The organism is Variovorax sp. UC122_21, assembly GCF_044056785.1.
Taxonomy (GTDB): Bacteria; Pseudomonadota; Gammaproteobacteria; order Burkholderiales; family Burkholderiaceae_C; genus Variovorax.
The window spans coordinates 3,210,495-3,229,202 of the sequence record NZ_CP172004.1; the positions used below are offsets into that span (position 1 = coordinate 3,210,495).

An 18,708-nucleotide genomic window follows, 5' to 3' on the forward strand; every position below is an offset into this window, starting at 1 on the left:
AAGCACGATAGCCAGATTCCGTGCGATGTGCAGGGCAATGCGGGAGTTCGACCCGGAACCGTCACGGCTTAGCGCTCCAATCTGACGGAAAGCCGTGGTTCGAGTCGGATGTGCGGGAAAACTACAGTATTCAGAAATCTCACAATCCGTAATACAAATGCACTATTTCGAAAGAATAATTGCGGCAAACGTAACGAAGCTGCGAATAGGCCTCAGAGCCTCGGCAAGGGAAAAAGCTCGATGCACAACAATCTTGAAGTCCAACGCCGATGGCTATTTCGTCTTCCAAGTGTTCCTGCGGGCTTGCCCATCTCGAACGCATTCCACGTCGCTCCTGGATGCGCTGGCTTCCCTGGCTGCGTTACTACCAGTGCACCCTGTGCGGGGGCAAGCGCCTGGCCACTGAAAACGCGGTGAACGCCGCCGTGGCCGCCCGCGCGAGCCGCGAAGCCGTCGAGCGACGGTAATCGCCCGGTCCTGACCGTCGCCTGAACGGGCGCACGCTTCTCCACCCGGCCGTCGCGCCGGGCCCGTTCGAAGTCCCTCGCGACCGCGCGGCAGCAATTCAGTCGTAGCGCACGGTCACGAGCGCGATGCCGCCCGACTGCGCCGCCATCGACAACACCCCACCGTCCTGCCCGATCGACCGCTCGCTCCTTGGCGCCAGCGGCGTCGTGCGTCCGAGCGCGTCGATGAACGCGATGGCCAGCGGCTGTTCGCCGAGCGCATCGACGCGCACGCTGGCGCTCGGCGCATCGATCTCCTGGCGCAGGAAGCGGATCTCGGTGGCGTGGCTCGTCACGCGGTGAACGAGCGTGCCCGGCCGTGCATCGACGCGCATCTCGTAGGGTGCGCCGACGATCGCGCCGGTGAAGTGGATGGTCCCGTCGGCGGCTGCGGCCGCCAGCGGCAGAAGGCACAGGGCAAGCGCTGCCCGAGGTGCCAGGTTTCGAAGCGTCGACCCGTGATGGTTCACGTCGGACTCCCTTCTTGCTGCTCGGTGGGCTCCCTTGTTTCTGAACGGAATGAAATCATTGTTTACATGTGAATGCAAGCAATTGTTTCCGTCATCACGAGGGGTTGCCAACCAGGCAAGAGATCTGTACGCACGGCCAGGACGCCATCGCGGCAGCGTGCGCCGCGCGAGGCGCCGCTCAGGAATGCAGGGCGAGATCGGGCGGCGCTTCGCTCGCCTCGATGAACAGGCGCTTGATCATCGGAAAGCGTGCGCGCACCTGGCGCTCGATGGCGGCGATGGCTTCGGCGGCGTCGCCGGTGTCGGTATCGTCCTTGAAATTCACGTCGACGATCGCGAGCACCTGGTCGGGCCCGATGTACATCGACAGCACCCGGCCCACCTCCTCCACGCTGGGCTGCGCCATTGCCAGTTCGCGGATCGCGCGCGCCGTCTCGGGCCGCACGCCCTCCCCGATCAGCAGGCCGCGCGACTGCGCGATCAGCAGCAGCGCCACGCCCGCGAGCAGCAGCCCGATCACCATCGAGGCCGCGCCGTCGAACACCGGCATGTCGAAGCGGTGGCCGAGGTAGATGCCCAGCGCCGCCACCGCGAGGCCGGCCAGCGCGGCCGCATCCTCGGCCAGCACCGTGTAGGTGGTCGGGTCCTTGCTGCGGTCCAGCGCCTGCCAGAACGGCGTGCCGCCGGCCTGCGCGCGGAACTGCCGCAGCGCGATCAGGAAGCTCGTGCCCTCGAACACCGCCGCGGCCGCGAGCACCACGTAGTTCCAGGTCGGATCGCCCAGCGGCTCGGGATGGCGGATGTGCTCGATGCCTTCATAGAACGACACGCCGCCGCCGAGCCCGAAGATCAGCACCGCCACGATCAGGCTCCAGAAGTAGAGCTCCTTGCCGTGGCCGAACGGATGCTCGACGCTCGCCGGGCGCTTGCTCAGGCGCAGGCCGACCAGCAGCAGCACGCCATTGAAGGTGTCGACCGACGAATGGATGCCTTCGGACAGCATCGCCGAGCTGCCGGTGATGCCGGCCACGATGAACTTGGTGATCGCGATGGCGATGTTCGCGCCGATGGCGCCGTAGATGGCGATGCGGGATTCGGCCATGGAGAGCGTGGCCGTCGCTAGCCGGGCCTCAAGGCAGGCCGAGGTAGATGCGCAGGTCGTCCTTGTAGGTGCCGGCCGAGGCGACGGCGGTGCGAAGCCGTTCTTCCGACACGCCGAACCATTCGGTCCAGTAGTCGACTTCCTTGAGGTCGGTCACGTCGATCCGGTCATCGTCCCGGGGGATGCGGATCTGAAGGTCTTCGGACATCGGAAATTTCTCCTGCATTGAAGCCACGCAGTGTCGCGAGCGCGCGGCGCGGGAACGCCGGACGCGGACGACACCGCATGCAGGACGGCATCCATCCGCGCGGCGCGGGCCGGCTGCTCAGGCCGCCTCGCGCGAGGCCGCGCCCAGCGCGTCGTTGCCGGCCTCGCCGAGCCAGCGACGCTTGTCGCGCAGCGGCGGCGCGCCAAACATGCGGCCGTACTCGCGCGCGAACTGCGAGGGGCTCTCGTAGCCCACGTTGTGCGCGGCCGTCGCCACGTCGGCGCCGGTCAGCAGCATCAGCCGGCGTGCCTCCTGCAGCCGCAGCTGCTTCTGGTACTGCAGCGGGCTCATCGCGGTCACGGCCTTGAAGTGATGATGAAACGACGACACGCTCATGTGCACCGCGCGCGCCATGTCCTCCACCTTCAGCGACTGCGCGAAGTTCACGCGCAGCGCGCTGATCGCCTTGGCCACGCGCTGGGTGTGGCTGTCCTGCAGCGCGATCTGCCGCAGCCGCGCGCCCTCGCCGTTCACCAGCAGCCGGTACATGATCTCGCGCTTGATCAGCGGCGCCATGATCGGCACGTCCTCCGGCGTCTCCAGCAGGCGCAGCAGCCGCAGCACCGGCTCGAGCACCGGCATCGCGATGCGGTTGACGTACATGCCGCGCGAGGCCGGCGCATTGGCCTTGGCCGGCAGCTGCTCGCTGCGGATCAGCTCGCCGATCTCGTCGACCGCGAGCTCGAGCCGCAGCCCCAGGTAGGGCTCCTGCTCGCTGGTCACGCGCACCTGGCCGCACACCGGCAGGTCGACCGAGGTGACCAGGTAGTGCATCGGGTCGTACACGTAGATGTCGTCGCCCACCATGATCCGCTTGGAGCCCTGCGCGATCAGGCCCAGCGCGGGCGTCTGCATCGCATGCTTGGGGCCGTCGGGCTTGCTGACGCAGTAGACGAACAGGCCGGGCACCGCGGTGTCGATCGAGCCATCGCGGCCGCCGGTCACCAGGTTGATCAGGCGCACCAGCTCCTTGCGGGCTTCGTCGAGTTCGGGTTCCAGCGGCAGCGGCGTGCCGATGGCGGAAAGGATGTCGGGGGTTTCGTCGGACATGTGGCGAGTCCTTGTCACGGTGGAGAAACAAGCGGCTCGCAGCTTAAACCTCCCCTGGCGCGCGCGCACGCCCGCGGCCACCGGTCTGGAGAATTAGGCAAGACCTTTGCAGGAACGCGCTGGCCCCGGGACGGTGCGCGGCCGGATACTTTTCCGGGGCCCACCGGGTCTTCAACGCAAAGGAAGTCTTTCGATGCAATACCGCAAATTCGGCCGCACCGGCCTCTTCGTCTCCGAGCTCTGCCTCGGCACCATGACCTTCGGCGGGTCCTCGGGCATCTGGGGCCAGATCGGCGATCTCCAGCAGTCCGAGGCCGAGGCGCTCGTCGGCCGCGCGCTCGACGCCGGCATCAACTTCATCGACACCGCCGACGTCTATTCCGAAGGCCAGTCGGAAGTCATCACCGGCCAGGCGCTCAAGAACCTCAAGGTGCCGCGTGACAAGGTGGTGGTGGCGACCAAGGTGCTCGGCGAAACCGGCAGCAAGGGCGTCAACTCCGCTGGCGCCTCGCGCTACCACATCATGGACGGCGTGAAGGCCAGCCTGCGGCGGCTGCAGCTCGACCACATCGACCTCTACCAGATCCACGGCTTCGACCCCGCCACGCGGATCGAGGAAACCGTGGAGGCGCTCGACACCCTGGTGCGTCACGGCCACGTGCGCTACGTGGGCGTGTCGAACTGGGGCCGCCTGGCAGATCGTCAAGGCGCTGGGCATCTCCGAACGCAAGGGCCTGGCGCGCTTCGAATCGCTGCAGGCCTACTACACGATCGCGGGCCGCGACCTCGAGCGCGAACTGGTGCCGATGCTGCGCAGCGAGGAGGTCGGCCTGATGGTGTGGAGCCCGCTGGCCGGCGGCTTCCTCAGCGGCAAGTACAGCCGCGCGGGCGAGGCGCAGCAGGCCGAGCAGGGCAGCCGCCGCATCGCCTTCGACTTTCCGCCGGTCGACAAGGAACGCGCCTTCGACTGCATCGACGTCATGCGCGAGCTGGCCGAGGCGCGCAAGGTCTCGGTGGCGCAGGTCGCGCTGGCCTGGCTGCTGCACCAGCCGGTGGTGACCAGCGTGATCATCGGCGCCAAGCGCGTCGACCAGCTCGACGACAACCTCGCGGCCACCGCCATCCAGCTCACCGCCGACGAACTCGCGCGGCTCGACAAGGTCAGCGCGCTGCCGGCCGAGTACCCGGGCTGGATGCTCGAGCGCCAGGGCGGTGTGCGGCGCCAGCGCGTGGCGGATTCGCTGTCGCGCGGCTGAGCCGACAAAGGGCCGCCGAGCGGCGGCCCTGCCCTACTTCTTCGGCTGCACCTCGAAGGCCAGCAGCTGCGTGATCTGGCTCGCGGTGTTGAAGTTGTTGTCCGACACCAGCACCAGCGTGTCGTTGCCGTTGGGCAGCTTCGGTCCCCAGGCGATGCCCTCGATGTTGTCGAGCCTGGCCAGCCCCAGCGTGTTGAGGTCGAGCACCAGGCGCTTGCGCACCGGCTTGTAGTCGGCGCCCACGAGGCTCGCGAGGCCGCGCACGTCGGTGGCGCCTTCGGTCTCGATCTCGTAGAGGCGGATGTAGTTGCTGTAGTTGCCGTCGGCCGCCTGCACGCCCGCGCGCTCGATCACGAGGAACTGGTGGTCGTTGATCGCGAGCATCTCCGACACGCCGTTGTCGGCATTCGGGCCCGTGGGCGCCTTGGGGATCGCATCGATCGGATAGGCGACCTGGCGCAGCACCGCGCCCGCGCGATCGAACTGCGTGAAGCGCGACACCGCGCCGCTCTTGGGCGTGGGCAGCGGGCCGTCTTCGTAGATCGGCGCTTCCATGCCGACCCACAGGCTCCTGCCGTCGGCCGAGAAGCTCAGCGCCTCGTAGGTCGCGTTGTTGCGCGAGCCCTTCTCCTGCGTCGGCGACATCCTGAACATCGCGGGCGCCGGCAGGATCAGGTTGGCCACGCCGTCGATGGCCATGCGCGCCACGAAGGGATCGAGGCCGCGTGCGCGGTCGCCCTCGCTGCCCCACCACAGGCCGCCCCCCTGCGGGTCGATGCGGAACGATTCGGGATCGGCCGCGGTGCCACCCGGCGCCGGATCGGGGCTGGGATAGACCTTGCCGTTCATGTCCTTGAGCGCGATCGTCGAGCGGAAGCGCACCGAGGAGAAACGCTGGCCGTCGTAGTCGAGTTCGGCCGTGTGGAAGCGCGACGAGGTGCGGTCGTCGCTGAGGAAGTACCAGAGCTTCGTGGCCGGGTCGTAGTCGACCGCCGAGAGCCCGCCGACCTGCACGCCGTCGATCCTGAGGTCGTTGGCCAGCACCTGTTCGCCGATCAGCCGCACGCTCTGCACGCTGCGTTCGGCGACGGGCGCGGGCGCTGTAGCCGGTGGCGGCGCCGCGGGTGCCGGGGCCGGTGCCACCGGCAGGAATACGCCGCTGTCGCCACCACCGCCGCAGGCGGTCGGGGCAACGGCGGCGCACAGCGCCGCGGCCAGAAGACGAAGAGCGGCGGGCTTGAAGGGAGGAGCGAAGGAAGGCATCGGGCGCTGCGCGAGTGGGCGAAGCGCCGGATGCTAGGGAGGGCAGATGACGGTTCGGTGAAGCCTCGCCGCGTTCAACCCGTGTTGCGCCGTACCAGCGCCGCGATGTACTCGCGCAGCGAGACGCGGCCGCGCTCGGGGTTCTCGGCCTCGTACTTCTTGTCGAGCGTGACGCGCGTCATCGCCGCGTACGAGGCCGCGCCCGCGTCCGAGAAGCCCATCGCCTTGAACGCATGCTCCCACTGGCTGCGCGGCGTCTGGACCGCGCGCACCGGCTTGTTGAGCGCGAGCGCGAAGGCCTCGGCCACGTCCGCGCTGGTATAGGCCTCGGGACCTTCCACATGATGCGGGCCCGAATCCTTGGCCGGTCCTTCCATCAGCCGAGCCGCGAACTGGCCCAGGTCCTGCGGTGCCACCATCGGCAGCGCGAAGTCGACCGGGTACATGGTGTGGACCACGCCCTGCTCCTGCGCGGTCTGCAGCGACAGGTCCCAGTTGCTCATGTAGTAGGCCGCGCGGATCACGGCGGTGGGAATGGGCTGCGCGGCGAGCGCCTGCTCCATCTCGTGGAGCACGCCGAGGTCGCCGATGCGCTCGCCGGGCTGCGCGCCGTAGGCCGACTCGGCCACGATCTTCTCGAGGTTGGCGCCCTGCACCGCGCGCAGGATGCTGCGCAGGCTGCGCCGCTCCTCGGCCGCGGTGTCGGTCGACGGCGCCGCGGGCGGGTTCAGCAGGAACAGCCGCTTGCCGCCGGCCAGCACGCGCTGGAAGGTGGCAACGTCGAACACGTCGACCACCGCGACCTTGGCGCCCTTCTTGCGCAGCGCCTCGGTCTTCGAGGCATGGCGCGTGATGACGGTGACCGGCTGGCCCTTGGCCAGCAGTGCTTCGGCCAGTGCCGAGCCGACGTGGCCGGTGGCTCCGAGGATGATGTGCATGGTCGTCTCCGTGAGTGCAGGCGGCCGGGGTCAGCCGCGCTGCTCGTTGCGCCTGCGCGTGGCCGCGGCCTTGCGCGCCGACGCCGATCGCGCGGCCGCGGGTCGGGCGGCCGCCGCGGCACCGCCCTTGTGCCCGCCCTTGCGCGACGGCGCATGGTTCTCGGTCTTGCCGCGGCCCGAGCCGCTCTTCTTGCCGCCGCCGGTTTCGGCATTCACCGTGGCCCAGGCGCGGCGCTCGGCCTCGCCCCGGCCCAGGCCGCGTTTCTCGTAGCCTGCCTCGATATGCTCGGCCTTGCGTATCTGCTTGTCCGTGTAGGACGACTTGTCGCCTCGTGGCATGTTCATCGCTCCTGTGTGGATGGAAGATGAAAAACATGCTGCGCGCGGGCACTCGCACCCAGGGTAAGAAAAGCCTAGCGGCCCGCGTCAGCGCTGTCCGTCGTCGGCGGCGCAACACGCTTGCATCGAGGTGTAGGGAGCCCGCGGCGGTTCAGGCCCCGTCCGCCCGCGATGGCGATGCGCTCACCGGATGCCTTCGCGTTCGGCGACCGAGCGCGCGTCGCGTGCCCACACCTGCAACACGAAGTCGGCCTCCTCGTGCAGCACCAGCCGGGCCAGGCCGAGCGCGGCCAGCGCATCCTGCACGTCGGCGGTCGGGAGCCTGCGCTGCGCGAAGTCGGGACGCCAGTCGCAGGCCACCAGCGTGCCGTCGGCGTCGAGCGCGCGTTCGCAGCAGGCCGCGACGCGTTCCATCGCCTCGCGGTCGAGGAAGTAGCCGACCTCGCTGAGCACGATCAGATCGAAGCTGCCGGGGCCGGCATCGATCGGCCAGTCGTCGGGCAGGGTCTGCCGCCGCACCTCCACATGGCCAAGCCCGGCCGTGCGCTGCTGTGCGGTCGCCACCGCCCGGGCCGAGAAATCGCTCGCGAGCAACCGGTCGCAGCGCGAGGCCAGTGCCAGCGTGAGCTCGCCGATCCCGCAGCCGGGTTCGAACGCATGGCGATAGCGCACCCGCGGCAAGGCCGCGAGCAGCAGCGCGCGCTTGCGCGCCTCGTACCAGCGCGCGCGCACGGCATAGGGATCCTCGCTGGCCGCGTAGAGCGACTCGAAGTAGTCGTGCGGCGCCGCGGGATTCACAGGAACACGACCTCGTAGGGCCGCTGCGCACGCGCCAGCGTGGTGGCGCGCAGCACCGGCGGCGCGCCGGTCGAGGGATCGGGCCGCAGCTGGCTCGTGAAGGCGCGCACTGCCTCGCGCTTGCGCCGCAGCGCCTCGGGGTCGAGCAGCAGGCGTCGCGCATGCCGCCACGGCATGCGCGCATCCGCGGGACGGGCCCAGTGCCAGCCCCAGACCGGCACCTCGACCAGGCGCGCACCCGCGCTCGCCGCCGCCAGCGCGCAGGCCTGGCCCGTGGCTTCGTGGTCGGGATGCCCGTCGCGGCGCCAGGTCGTGAAGACCATGTCGCGCGGCCGCAGCAGCGACACCAGCCGCGCCGCCAGCGTGGCCCGCACCGCCTGCAGTCCGCCGTCGGGCAGCTCGAGCCGTATCGGCTCGATCGCCAGCCCGAGCCGCTCGAGCGCGCGCAGGCTCTCGCGCGGCCGGCTGCGCGCCAGCCGTTCGGGCGACCACACCGCCGATCCCCGATGGCTGGCGGTGCCGTCGGTCACGGCGATCACCACCACCTCGCGCCCCTGCTCCGCGAGCTGCGCCAGCAGGCCGCCGACCGCGAGCACCTCGTCGTCGGGATGCGGCGCCACCACCACGGCGCGCGCGCCCTCGGGCACCAGTTCCCCGGCGGCGATCGCGGGCAGCCGGGCCAGCCCGGGCCAGCCGTTCCATTCGGCCTCGGTGGTGCCGTCGCCGCGGATCGCTCGGCCGGCGGCACCGCGTATCTTGTTCATCACAGCACCCATGTGGCGCTCCTTTCGTCGACGGCGATCTGTCCGAGCGCGGCGAGGTCGCGCTCGGCGTGGCTCTGGCGCAGGTATACCGGCAGGTCGGCCATGGCGCGCGCGAAACGCGCGTCGCGGCACAGCGGCGCGGCGCCGAGCGCGCGGCCCGCGTGGCGCAGCACCGTCTCGGCCGCCTGCTCGACCACCAGCCGCGCGTTCAGCGCCACGCGCCGCGCGTCGTCGGCCGGATGGGTGTCGATCCAGTGCGCGGCCTCGCGCAGCACCGCGGTCGCGCCGGCCAGCGCGGCATCGATGGCGCCGAGGTGCGCGAGCCGGTGCGCATCGGGCTTGCCGACCTGCGCCGCGATCGCGAGCACCTGGCGCGCGATGCCCAGGGCGCCGCCCCACCAGCAGGCCGCGATGCCGGCGCCGCCCTGCCAGAAGCCCGGGCGGCTCGTGTAGTCGCCGGGCCGGCCGACCGGCACCGCGAGCGCGTGGTCGAAATGCACGTCCACGCTCGCGCTCGCGGCCATGCCCACGGCCTCCCAGCCTTCGTCCGACACCCGCACCCCCGGCTGCTTGAGCGACACGGCCGCGAGACAGGCGCGGCCCTCCTCGTCGTGCACGCTGACGATCGCATGCGTGAGACCCGCGGCGCCCGAGCACCAGGCCTTGCGCCCGTCGAGCCGCACGGCGCCGGGGCAGCCCTCCTCGGGCCGCATGGCGACGCGCGCATCGGGCGGCTCGGCGCACCAGGTGCCCCAGCGCGAGCCGGCCGGCACGGCGGGGCCATGCAGCTCGGCGAGGATCGCGAGCGCGTCGGTATGGCCTTCATAGAGCTTGGCCAGCGAGAGATCGTGCGCCGCGACCTCGGCGAGCGCGCGCCAGCGCATCAGCGTGCGGCCCTGGGCCGGCCAGGGCACGCGGTCGGCGCCGGCTTCGACGAGGCGGGTCAGTGCGACGGCGGGATCGGCGGGCAGCCGAAGCCGCTCGAGGGTGTCGCTGCTGAGGTCTTCCGTCATGGATCTTGGTGCGGGCGTGGTTCGGTGAGTTCGCTCCGAACATAGAGGGCGGCCACGCCATGCCCCGTCGGCAGGAAGGCCCCGGGCCTGTAGGAGTGGCGGCCCGCGCCGCCGACGCCGGCGCGAGGCCGGGTCCTACAGCGGGGGCACGGCGCAATGCGACGCGCCGAGCGCGGGCCTCAGCCCGCCAGCACCTTCTCGAGATCGGCCTTCAGGCTGGTCGCGCGCTCGGGCGCCTTCGCCAGTCCGGTATCGACCAGCGCCTGGGCGATCGAGCGCTCGCCCAGGTGCACCGCGATCCGCGCAAGGTGCAGCGCCGTGCGCGCGTGGATCCGCGCGGGATCGGTCTCGCGCAGCATCTGCACGAAGCCCTGCGGATAGTTGCCGTGCGTCGCGAAGAAGCCGCGCCCCGGCCCGGCCCATTCGCTCACGATGAAATCGACCGTTTCCTCGGCCTCCTCCATCGATTGGCCATAGGCCCAGCCATGGGCCTCGCCGGCCGGCGGATCGAGGCGATCGCGGAACACGCAGTGCGACTCCTCGATCTCCGCCGACGCGACCTGGCCTCCGCCTTCGGTCGGCAGGAAGTCGAGGTGCGCGCCGAGGTTGAGGTAGCACTGCTTGCCGCCGCTCGCGCCCTGCACGTTGAAGACGTGGATCACCGGCCCCTCGATGCGCCGCAGGGTCTGGCCCGTGCCCTCGAAGCCTTCGGCCATGAGCACGGGGTACAGCTTGCGGGTCAGCAACTTGAGGAAGGTGGCGCGGGTGGTCATCGGCTTCGTGGGGCGAGTGGATGGGGGTTGCATTCTCACCGCGCCTCGCGCTCGCCATGCTCGGGCGCGTTTCGGGAGACGACGGATGGCGGCATTCATCGAGTTCGGCATCGAGGACCCCGGCGCTTGAGCGGCGCGGATGCACCGCCCCCGCATCAGCCGGTCACGTTCCCCGGCATGAAGGCCCAGACCTGCGGCTCGTACTGCAGGTAGTCCACGTCGACCACCACCGCGCAAGGATCGGAGATCCCGGGTCCTCCCGCCGCGTGCACGCCGAGGACCTTCGCGTTGTACTCGTTGCTGACCAGCAGCTTGCTCTGGATGAACCAGTAGCCAAGGGTCTCGCTGGGCATCAGGCTCCAGAGCTGCTCGTCGCGCGCGTCCTTGGCCATCGGCGCCACCACCACGTTCTGCAGCAGCGGCGAATTGCCGGTGGGCGTGGCCATCGTGAGCACGTAGCCCGTGGTCATGGTCGTCTGCAGGTACCACCAGCCGGACGCGCCCGCGGGGACGAAGCGCCACGCCTGGTTGGGTCCGCCGTTCGGCGGGTAGGTGATGACCTGCTGGTTCTGGGCCGGGTTGTTCTCGTAGACATCGAGGACCTGGCCCGCCTCGCCCATCTGTCGGATGACGAAGGGTTGGCCCTCGGTGATGAAGTAGGCATGGGGTGCAATGAATCCCGGTTCGGTGATCGGCATCATTTCTCCTGTTCGCAATGGGTGGGAATGGGGCCGCTCAGGCCTGGATCGGCTGGTCGCTCGAACCGCCGGGCCAGTAGGTGTCGATCAACTGGTAGGCCGCCTCGAGATCGAGCTTGTTGCCGTGGTCCTGCAGCAGCGCGATGGCCTGCGGGCTGGTCGAGTTCTCGGGAATGAAGCACGGCAGCCGCGGATTGAGGTTGGTGAAGCGGTCGCCGAGCATCAGCTTGGCCAGGGTCGGCATCAGGTTGTCCGAGGTGCCGTTGAGGCACATGTCGAGCATCGGCGAGGAGCGCTCCTGGTTCATCAGGAACGGCGTCGTGTTCTCGAACGGGTTCGGCACGCCGTCCATCCACTGGCGCGCGCCCCACTCGTAGGTGTTGGGCGCGACCCAGTCGGGCATCAGGCCGGTGCCGATGGTGATGGCCGAGATGTCCTCGAGCTTGTGGCCGTTGTGCACGGCCAGCGCGATGGCGGCCATCGTGGGATCGTGGTTGAAGAAGGCGCCGTCGACATTGCCTTCGAAGGAATTGAGCTGGCCCGGCATCGAGCCGCTCGAGGTCGCGGCCTTGGCGATGGGATAGTTCACATGGCCATCGAAGCCGTCCTTCAGGTCGGCCTCGGTCAGCATGTTGGTGACCATCCAGGGCGACCAGGGCTTCGGAACCACGATGCCGTCGACCAGCTCCAGACCGCCCACGTTGAAGGTCACGAACAGCACCTTCTTTCGGGTCTCGTCGCCGACCTTCTTGTCGCCGTGCAGCAGCTCCTGCGTTTCGTACACCGACTTGATCGGATAGGCGGGCGCCGTCGGATCGGTGTTCATGTTGTCGTAGAAGTTCAGCTCGCCGTGCGTGAAGAGATGAATGATCTCGTCGGGCGACTTGCCCGCCAGCAATTCGCTCGTGATGATCGATCCGGTCGAGCAACCCGCGATCAGATCGACATCGCGAATCAGGTCGGGCCGGTATTCCTTCAATCGCTTGAGAATCGTGACCGACATGAGGCCGCGAATACCGCCGCCCACGAAAGCCAGGATGGTGAATTTCTTTGCCACTGGAAAGACTCCTTTGGGACATATCCCGAGATGGGACGCGGAGTCTGTTCTTCGCCGTCAAGCGGCGTCTACGCGTGGATTCCCGCTGAATTGGAACGTTGTACAGCCCAATGGATTAGCGCCCACGGCAATCCGTTGCGAGAAGAAAGTTCAATCGCGCAATGCGCAATTACCCATCAATTGAAGGATCTATTCGGCAATGCGAATGATTGCATTGCAATGCATCTGTCCGGAATTTCGATCACGTCTTTTCATTGGCAGATCGGCGTGACGGCACCGTGACTTTCAGCGCCCGAACACCAGCAGCAGATTGTTCGCGGGCATCTCGTGCCGCGCACGCAGGCGCAGCCCCGCGGCGCGCGCCTGCGCTTGCACGTCCTTCAACGATCGGATGCCCCAGGTCGGGTCGCGTTCGCGCAGGCTCTGGTCGAAAGCGAGGTTGCTCGGCGCCGGTGCCGTGCCTTCCTCGAAGTAAGGCCCGTAGGTGACCAGCAGGCCCTCGGGCCGCAGATGCCGCGCCGCGCCCTGCATCAGCGCGGTGCAGGTCGACCACGGCGAGATGTGCAGCATGTTCGCGCAGTAGATCGCATCGAACTCCTGCGCGAAGGCCTCGCCTTGCGAGGGCCAGGGTGCATCCATCACGTCGAGCAGCACCGGCGGCCGCAGCCCCGGCAGCCCGGCCTGCTCGACGCGGCGCGCGAGCGCGAGAAGTGTGCGCGCATCGGCATCGCTGGTCTGCCAGGTCCAGCCGCGCAAGGCCGTCGCGAACCACTCGGCATGCTGGCCGGTGCCCGAGGCGATCTCGAGCGCCGCGCCCTGCTCGCCGAGGATGCCGAGCAGCCGCTCGAGGATCGGTTGCTTGTTGCGTTCGGCGGCGGGACTGAAGGAAAGATCGGACATGCGGTGTTCGGTGTGGCGAAGGTCGGGAGCCGGAGGCTATCAGCCCTCGACCGGCACGTGGAAATCGATCACCGCGCCGGGCCGCGTGGGCTCGAACCTGCCGTCGTAGAGCTCGAAGTCCGGGCTGTCGGCCAGCCTGAGGCCCGAGGCCGGGATCAGCTGGCCCCAGATCGTCGCCATCGCGTTCTTCACCTGCGGATGCAGCGCCGATCCGTCGAGCGTGATGCGGAACACCGCATAGGTCGCGGCCGGAATGCGCTTCTCGCTGAAGCCCGCGGGCAAGCTGCTGCCGGGCTCGATGCCCACGCCCGCCATGTAGTCGAAGCTGCCCTCCTCGCGGTCGACGCTCCAGACCGCGCCGTAGGTGGCCCAGCTCGGTTCCTGGCCCTTGAACGGCAAGGCGCCGATCAGCGCGGACCACAGCTGCGGAATCTCGGCGCGGCTCTCCTGGTCGAAGCGCCGGGCCGGGCCGGCGATGCTGAAGGCCTCGAGCCGGACGAGGTCGGGCAGCCGGGTCACGGCGGTGGAAGTGCTGGCGGGCAGGTTCATGGGGTATTGGCCTTCGATGGGTGTGAGCGCGAAGCCGGCGCGAAAGCGTCCGGGCGACACGCCGAAGATGCGCTTGAACGCGCGGGTGAATGCCTCCTGCGACTCGAAGCCGCAATCGAGCGCGAGCTCGACGAGCTTGAGATCGGGCTCGTCGCAGAGCCGGCGCGCGCCGCGCACCAGCCGGCGGCCGCGCACATAGGCCATCACGCTGCGGCCCATGCGCGCGGTGAAGAGCCGCGAGAAGTGATACGGCGACAGTCCGGCCTGCTGCGCGATGCGATCGAGCGTGAGCGTGTCGTCGAGCCGCGCCTCGATCCAGGCAATCAGTTCGGCGATCGGGTCGGGGGTGGGTCGGTCCATGTGGCGATCATCGGCCACGCGGGCGCGGCGCGTCCTGACCGAACTTGCTGTCGGCCCTAGATCAGCCGCCGGATCGGCCTGCGCTTCCACACGCCGTGGAAGTACAGCGCCTGCAGCCCCAGCGCCACCAGGTAGGTCAGCGGATAGGCGACCCAGACGCCGCGCAGGCCGAGCGCCTGCTGCAGCACCCAGGCCAGCGGAAACAGCAGCACCGCCAGACAGCCCAGCGAGATCGCCGTGGGCACGCGCACCGTGCCGGCCGCGCGCATCACGCTGGTGAACACGCTCGCCATGCCGAAGGCCACGCTGCCCCAGACCGTGATGCGCAGCACCGAGGCCGCGAGCTCGATCACGGCGGGATCGCTGCTGAACAGGCTCACCGCGAACGGCGCGGCCAGCGACACCAGCGCGGCCAGCCCGGCCGTGAGCACGAGGTTCATCCACAGGCCCACGCGCTTCACATGGTCGACCTCGTCCAGGCGGCCGGCACCGATGGCCTGGGCCGCGAACACCGAGGCGGCGATGGCGATCGACATCGCCGGGAACTGCACATACGCCATCACCTGGCCCACCGTGCCCCAGGCCGCCGTCGCGCCGGGGCCATGGCGGTTCACCAGCGACAGCAGCATCGCGTCGGCCAGCGAACTCGTGATGAAGAAGAGCCCGGTGGGCACGCCGAGCCGTGCAACCGTAGCGAGCACGGGCGCGTTCCAGTGCAGGTGCGCGCGCAGCTTCGCGGGTGCGAGCAGGCTGTTGCTGCGATGCAGATGCCAGGCCAGCCACAGCACGGCCAGCGCGTTGCCCGTCATGCTGGCCCAGGCCGCGCTCTGGGTACCGAGCCGCGGCAGGCCCAGCCAGCCGAGGATGAAGGCCGGCGTGAGCAGCACCCAGACCGAGGACGCCACCGCGAGCGCCTTGAGCGGCGTCACCGTGTCGCCCAGGCCGCGCAGCAGCGCCGCCAGCATCAGGTGCACGAACAGCACGGGCATCGCGGCGAACAGCACGCGCGCATAGCCCACGGCATCGGCGAGCACGTCGCCCGGCGTGCCCAGCGCCCGCAGCACCGGGCCGATCCCCGCCGCGCCGATGCCCGCGATGGCGCACGACAGCAGCAAGGTGCCCAGCAGCACCGAGCCCGCGATGCGCTGGACCTTGTCCGCGTCGCGCGCGCCCCAGGCCTGGCCCACGAGCACCGAGGCGCCCGTGCCCAGTCCGATCGCGAAGGCCATGCAGCACATGAAGAGCGGAAAGAAGCTGACCGCCGCCGCCAGCGAGCGCGTGCCGAGCAACTGGCCCAGGTAGATGGTGATGGCCGTGCCGCCGAGCGCCTGCAGCACGTTGGTCAGGACCAGAGGGCCGAGGAAGACCAGGAAGCGTTGCCAGAGCGGGCGTGTGGAAGTGGACTCCATGCGGGGCGGATCGTAGCGCGCCCTGCCCCGGCCCCCGGCGTGGTTCAGCGGTCGTCGTCGTGCCACGCCGGGCCGGGCGCGCCCACCCTTCGCCGCGAGCGCGTGCGCAGGGTGATCGAGTAGCGCAGCGCCGGCGTCGGCGCGATCGCGTGCTGCCATTCCCAGCGCGCGGCGCCGCGCAGCAGGTAGATCGAGCGCGGTTCGACCCCCAGCTGCACCATGGGATCGTTGGCCGCGTAGTGGCCGTCGCGCCGGTAGGGCCGCAGCTGCATCACGGCGTCGCCGCGCAGCGAGATGCCGACGATGTCTTCGAAGTCGGGCACGTCGCGATGCCAGCCCAGCGGCGTGCCGGGCTGGTATTCGGCGATCAGCGCATGGGTGAGCTCGGCCTCGTCGATGCCAGCCCAGGCCGCGGCGCGGCGGCGCAGCGGATGCAGCGATTCGGGCAGCGGCGCGCCGGGCAGCAGCCGGTTGGCATCGAAGTCGTAGCGGCCGCCAAAGCCGATGCCGCGACGGCGCGCGGTGTAGGCCTTGTAGCGCATCTCGCGCAGCGCGAAGCCGCCGACGATGGCCAGCAGTTCGGCCTCCTCGGCGGCGCTCAGAAAATCGGTCTCGTAGCGCAGCCCGTCGATGGCCGCGACCGGCGCGGCGCCGAACAGGTCGGGCTGCGCATCGTGCTCGACGCGTCTAGCGGCGCGCATCGTCGCCTCCTTGCTGCCCGCCAAGGCGAACCTCCCACCAGCGCGGCAGCAACTCGCGGATCTCGGCGCGCGAGAAGCGGTCGTCGAGCAGGTGCAGCACGCCCTCGTCCTCCTCGGTGCGGATCACGCGGCCCGCGGCCTGCACCACCTTCTGCAGGCCCGGGTAGAGGTAGGTGTACTCGTAGCCCTTGCCGAAGCGCGCGTCCATGCGCTCGCGCGTGATCTCGTTGAGCGCGTTGTATTGCGGCAGCCCGAGGCTCGCGACGAAGGCGCCCACGAGGCGCGTGCCCGGCAGGTCGATGCCCTCGCCGAAGGCGCCGCCGAGCACCGCGAAGCCGATGCCGCGGCCGCCGACGGCAAAGCGCTCGACGAAGGCCTGCCGGTCGGCCTCGGGCATGCCGCGGGTCTGGCTCCACACCGGCACCTCGGGATCCCGCGCGACGAAGGCCGCGCGGGCCTGCTCGAGGTAGTCGAAGCTGCTGAAGAAGGCCAGGTAGTTGCCGGGCCGGCGCGCGTACTGGCTGCCGATGATGCCGGCCACGCTGCGCAGCGAGTGCGCGCGGTCGCGCCAGCGCGTGGAAACATCCATCGCCACCTCGACATGGAGCTGGCGGCCGCTGAACGGCGAGTCGACGTCGAGCACGGCCACGTCCTCGGGCAGGCCCAGCGCGTCGCGGTAGAACGGAAACGGCGACAGCGTGCCCGAGAAGCAGACGGCCGAGGCGGCATCGGCGAAGCGGCCTTCGAGGAAGGGCGCGGGCACGAGGTTGCGGATGGCCAGCCCGCGCGAGCCGTTCGGCCCCAGCGTGCGCTCGAACACCGAGTGGTCGCCGAAGCTCTCGGCCAGCCGCGCGAAATGCAGCGCGTCGAAGAAGAAACGCTGCAGCGGGCCCTGCGCCGCGTCGGGCGTGGCCGCGAAATGCTCGGCCATCGCGGTGTTGGCGGCCTGCAGGCTGCGCGCGAAGCGCTCGGGGATCTCGTCGGCGGTCTCGTAGTCGACCGCGCTGGCCTGCTGCGCCTCCTGCAGCGCACCCCATTCGCGGTGCAGCCGCGCGAGCGGGCCGCGCACGGCGGCCGGCGCGGCGCGGTGGGCCTCCTCGAGCGCGCCGTCGTCGAGCGGCGCGGTGTACATGCCGCGTGCGCGCTCCAGCAGGTTGTGGGCCTCGTCGACCAGCAGCGCGGCGCGCCATTCGCGTTCCTTCATGGTGGCCCAGAGGAAGGCGCTGCCGTCGAAGTAGTAGTTGTAGTCGCCGACCACCACGTCGCTCCAGTGCGCCATTTCCTGCCCGAGGAAATAGGGGCAGACCTCGTGCGCGAGCGCGATGCGGCGCAGCGCCGGGCGGTCGAGCCAGGCGGCGCGCGCGGCCTCGGCGCGCGCCGCCGGCAGCCGGTCGTAGAAGCCCTTGGCGAGCGGGCAGGCATCGCCATGGCAGGCCCGGCCCGGGTGCTCGCAGACCTTTTCGCGCGCGGTCAGTTCGAGCACGCGCAGCGGATCGGCCGGCGCCTTGCCGCCGGTGGCGGCCTGGCGCTCGAGCAGCCGCAGCGCCTCGAGCGCGATCGCGCGGCCCGAGGTCTTGGCCGTGAGGAAGAACACCTTGTCGACGCGGCCGGCCGCGCGCGCCTTGAGCAGCGGGAACAGCGTGGCCAGCGTCTTGCCGATGCCGGTGGGCGCCTGCGCCATCAGGCAGTGGCCTTTCGAGGCCGCGCGGTAGACCGCCTCGGCGAGCTCGCGCTGGCCGGTGCGGAAGGCGCCGTGCGGAAAGGCCAGCGCGCCGAGCAGGTCCGCCAGCGCCGCGTGATGCCGGCCCTCGCGCTCGGCCCAGGCGATGTAGCGGCCGCAGAGGTCCTCGAAGTGGGCCTGCAGTTCCTCGCGCGTGTGCAGTTCCTCGAGCACGGTTTCCTCGCCGCTCGCGAGGTCGAGGTAGACCAGCGCCACGGTGATCGCCGCATGGCCGTCGGCCTCGCAGAGCATCCAGCCGTAGCAGCGCGCCTGCGCCCAGTGCAGCGCGCGGTGGTTGCCGCGGATGGCGTCGAAGTCGCCGCGGAAGGTCTTGATCTCCTCGACGCGGGCACTGCCCGACTGCAGCTCGTAGCCGTCGGCGCGGCCGCGCACCAGCAGGGCGCCGCATTCGGACTGCAGCGCGACCTCGCTCTGGTAGTTCTCGCCGCGCCGGCCCTGCACCAGCGCGTGGCCCGCCATGCCTTCCTGCGCGCTGGGCGCGGGCACGAAGCGCAGGTCGAGGTCGCCGGCCTTCGCGCCGAAGGCGCACAGCGCCTTGACGGAGACGGGCGCAACGGTGGCGCAGAGGGCTTCGCGGGACATCGGCGTGGAGGTTCGACAGGATGCGGCGGCCGCCAGTATATGGATATTCATCCAGTGTGCTGGTGGAATTCACAGTATCCCTGCCGCCGCGTAGGCTGGAGCGCACGGTCATTTCGGGGCCGAACCGGCAGCGGCGCCACGTCAGGACAGGTCCGATGTGCCACCGCTTTC

At 70.0% G+C, this 18,708-nt stretch carries 18 protein-coding genes and 1 pseudogene; 1 reads left to right on the forward strand and 18 read right to left on the reverse strand.

Annotated features, from left to right (window positions below; all coding sequences use genetic code 11):
* Positions 1–565: 565 nt before the first annotated feature.
* The 4 genes from ACHMXE_RS27455 to ACHMXE_RS27470 form a co-directional block, all read right to left on the reverse strand.
* Positions 566–976 (reverse strand): hypothetical protein, encoded by a 411-nt coding sequence (locus tag ACHMXE_RS27455; RefSeq protein ID WP_395352539.1) that lies wholly within the window; start codon positions 974–976, stop codon positions 566–568.
* Between the two features lie 178 nt (positions 977–1,154).
* A complete protein-coding gene (locus ACHMXE_RS27460) occupies positions 1,155–2,078 on the reverse strand; it encodes a cation diffusion facilitator family transporter (protein ID WP_395352541.1) in 924 nt (307 codons plus the stop codon).
* Positions 2,079–2,106: 28 nt separating this feature from the next.
* Positions 2,107–2,286 (reverse strand): DUF3606 domain-containing protein, encoded by a 180-nt coding sequence (locus tag ACHMXE_RS27465; RefSeq protein ID WP_203200979.1) that lies wholly within the window; start codon positions 2,284–2,286, stop codon positions 2,107–2,109.
* Positions 2,287–2,403: 117 nt separating this feature from the next.
* Positions 2,404–3,396 (reverse strand): AraC family transcriptional regulator, encoded by a 993-nt coding sequence (locus tag ACHMXE_RS27470; protein ID WP_057590231.1) that lies wholly within the window; start codon positions 3,394–3,396, stop codon positions 2,404–2,406.
* 193 nt (positions 3,397–3,589) lie between these two features.
* Between ACHMXE_RS27470 and ACHMXE_RS27475 the strand changes: the two are divergent.
* Positions 3,590–4,652, forward strand: a pseudogene (locus ACHMXE_RS27475) (aldo/keto reductase).
* A gap of 33 nt (positions 4,653–4,685) precedes the next feature.
* Here ACHMXE_RS27475 and ACHMXE_RS27480 read toward each other — a convergent pair.
* From ACHMXE_RS27480 to ACHMXE_RS27545, 14 genes are all read right to left on the reverse strand, one after another.
* Positions 4,686–5,915: an esterase-like activity of phytase family protein gene (locus ACHMXE_RS27480; protein ID WP_395352544.1), complete on the reverse strand. Its 1,230-nt coding sequence runs from the start codon at positions 5,913–5,915 to the stop codon at positions 4,686–4,688.
* A 74-nt stretch (positions 5,916–5,989) separates the two neighbouring features.
* Positions 5,990–6,853: an NmrA family NAD(P)-binding protein gene (locus tag ACHMXE_RS27485; protein WP_395352546.1), complete on the reverse strand. Its 864-nt coding sequence runs from the start codon at positions 6,851–6,853 to the stop codon at positions 5,990–5,992.
* Between the two features lie 30 nt (positions 6,854–6,883).
* Positions 6,884–7,192, reverse strand: a complete 309-nt coding sequence (locus ACHMXE_RS27490; RefSeq protein WP_395352548.1) for a plasmid stabilization protein — start codon at positions 7,190–7,192, stop codon at positions 6,884–6,886.
* A 183-nt stretch (positions 7,193–7,375) separates the two neighbouring features.
* Positions 7,376–7,990, reverse strand: a complete 615-nt coding sequence (locus ACHMXE_RS27495; RefSeq protein ID WP_395352550.1) for a class I SAM-dependent DNA methyltransferase — start codon at positions 7,988–7,990, stop codon at positions 7,376–7,378.
* The gene (locus ACHMXE_RS27500; protein ID WP_203200973.1) at positions 7,987–8,754 is read right to left on the reverse strand and encodes a PIG-L deacetylase family protein; all 768 of its coding nucleotides are present in this window, start codon (positions 8,752–8,754) and stop codon (positions 7,987–7,989) included. Before ACHMXE_RS27500 ends, ACHMXE_RS27495 begins: the two co-directional genes overlap by 4 nt.
* On the reverse strand, positions 8,754–9,767 hold the full coding sequence (locus ACHMXE_RS27505; protein WP_395352555.1) for an acyl-CoA dehydrogenase: 1,014 nt from the start codon (positions 9,765–9,767) through the stop codon (positions 8,754–8,756). The genes ACHMXE_RS27500 and ACHMXE_RS27505 overlap by 1 nt, the downstream gene beginning before the upstream one ends.
* Positions 9,768–9,946: 179 nt before the next feature.
* Positions 9,947–10,540: a DUF4304 domain-containing protein gene (locus tag ACHMXE_RS27510; RefSeq protein ID WP_395352557.1), complete on the reverse strand. Its 594-nt coding sequence runs from the start codon at positions 10,538–10,540 to the stop codon at positions 9,947–9,949.
* 155 nt (positions 10,541–10,695) lie between these two features.
* On the reverse strand, positions 10,696–11,238 hold the full coding sequence (locus tag ACHMXE_RS27515) for an RICIN domain-containing protein (RefSeq protein ID WP_395352559.1): 543 nt from the start codon (positions 11,236–11,238) through the stop codon (positions 10,696–10,698).
* Positions 11,239–11,275: 37 nt separating this feature from the next.
* Positions 11,276–12,295 (reverse strand): patatin-like phospholipase family protein, encoded by a 1,020-nt coding sequence (locus ACHMXE_RS27520; protein WP_395352561.1) that lies wholly within the window; start codon positions 12,293–12,295, stop codon positions 11,276–11,278.
* Positions 12,296–12,580: 285 nt separating this feature from the next.
* Positions 12,581–13,195 carry a DUF938 domain-containing protein gene (locus ACHMXE_RS27525; protein WP_395352563.1) on the reverse strand — a complete coding sequence of 205 codons (615 nt, stop codon included), beginning with the start codon at positions 13,193–13,195 and terminating at the stop codon, positions 12,581–12,583.
* Between the two features lie 39 nt (positions 13,196–13,234).
* The gene (locus ACHMXE_RS27530) at positions 13,235–14,104 is read right to left on the reverse strand and encodes a helix-turn-helix domain-containing protein (protein WP_395352565.1); all 870 of its coding nucleotides are present in this window, start codon (positions 14,102–14,104) and stop codon (positions 13,235–13,237) included.
* 56 nt (positions 14,105–14,160) lie between these two features.
* Positions 14,161–15,513, reverse strand: coding sequence for an MATE family efflux transporter (locus ACHMXE_RS27535; protein WP_395352567.1), 1,353 nt, complete (start codon positions 15,511–15,513; stop codon positions 14,161–14,163).
* Between the two features lie 44 nt (positions 15,514–15,557).
* A complete protein-coding gene (locus ACHMXE_RS27540) occupies positions 15,558–16,214 on the reverse strand; it encodes an alpha-ketoglutarate-dependent dioxygenase AlkB (protein WP_395352569.1) in 657 nt (218 codons plus the stop codon).
* Positions 16,201–18,537 carry a helicase C-terminal domain-containing protein gene (locus tag ACHMXE_RS27545; RefSeq protein ID WP_395352571.1) on the reverse strand — a complete coding sequence of 779 codons (2,337 nt, stop codon included), beginning with the start codon at positions 18,535–18,537 and terminating at the stop codon, positions 16,201–16,203. The genes ACHMXE_RS27540 and ACHMXE_RS27545 overlap by 14 nt, the downstream gene beginning before the upstream one ends.
* Positions 18,538–18,708: the final 171 nt, after the last annotated feature.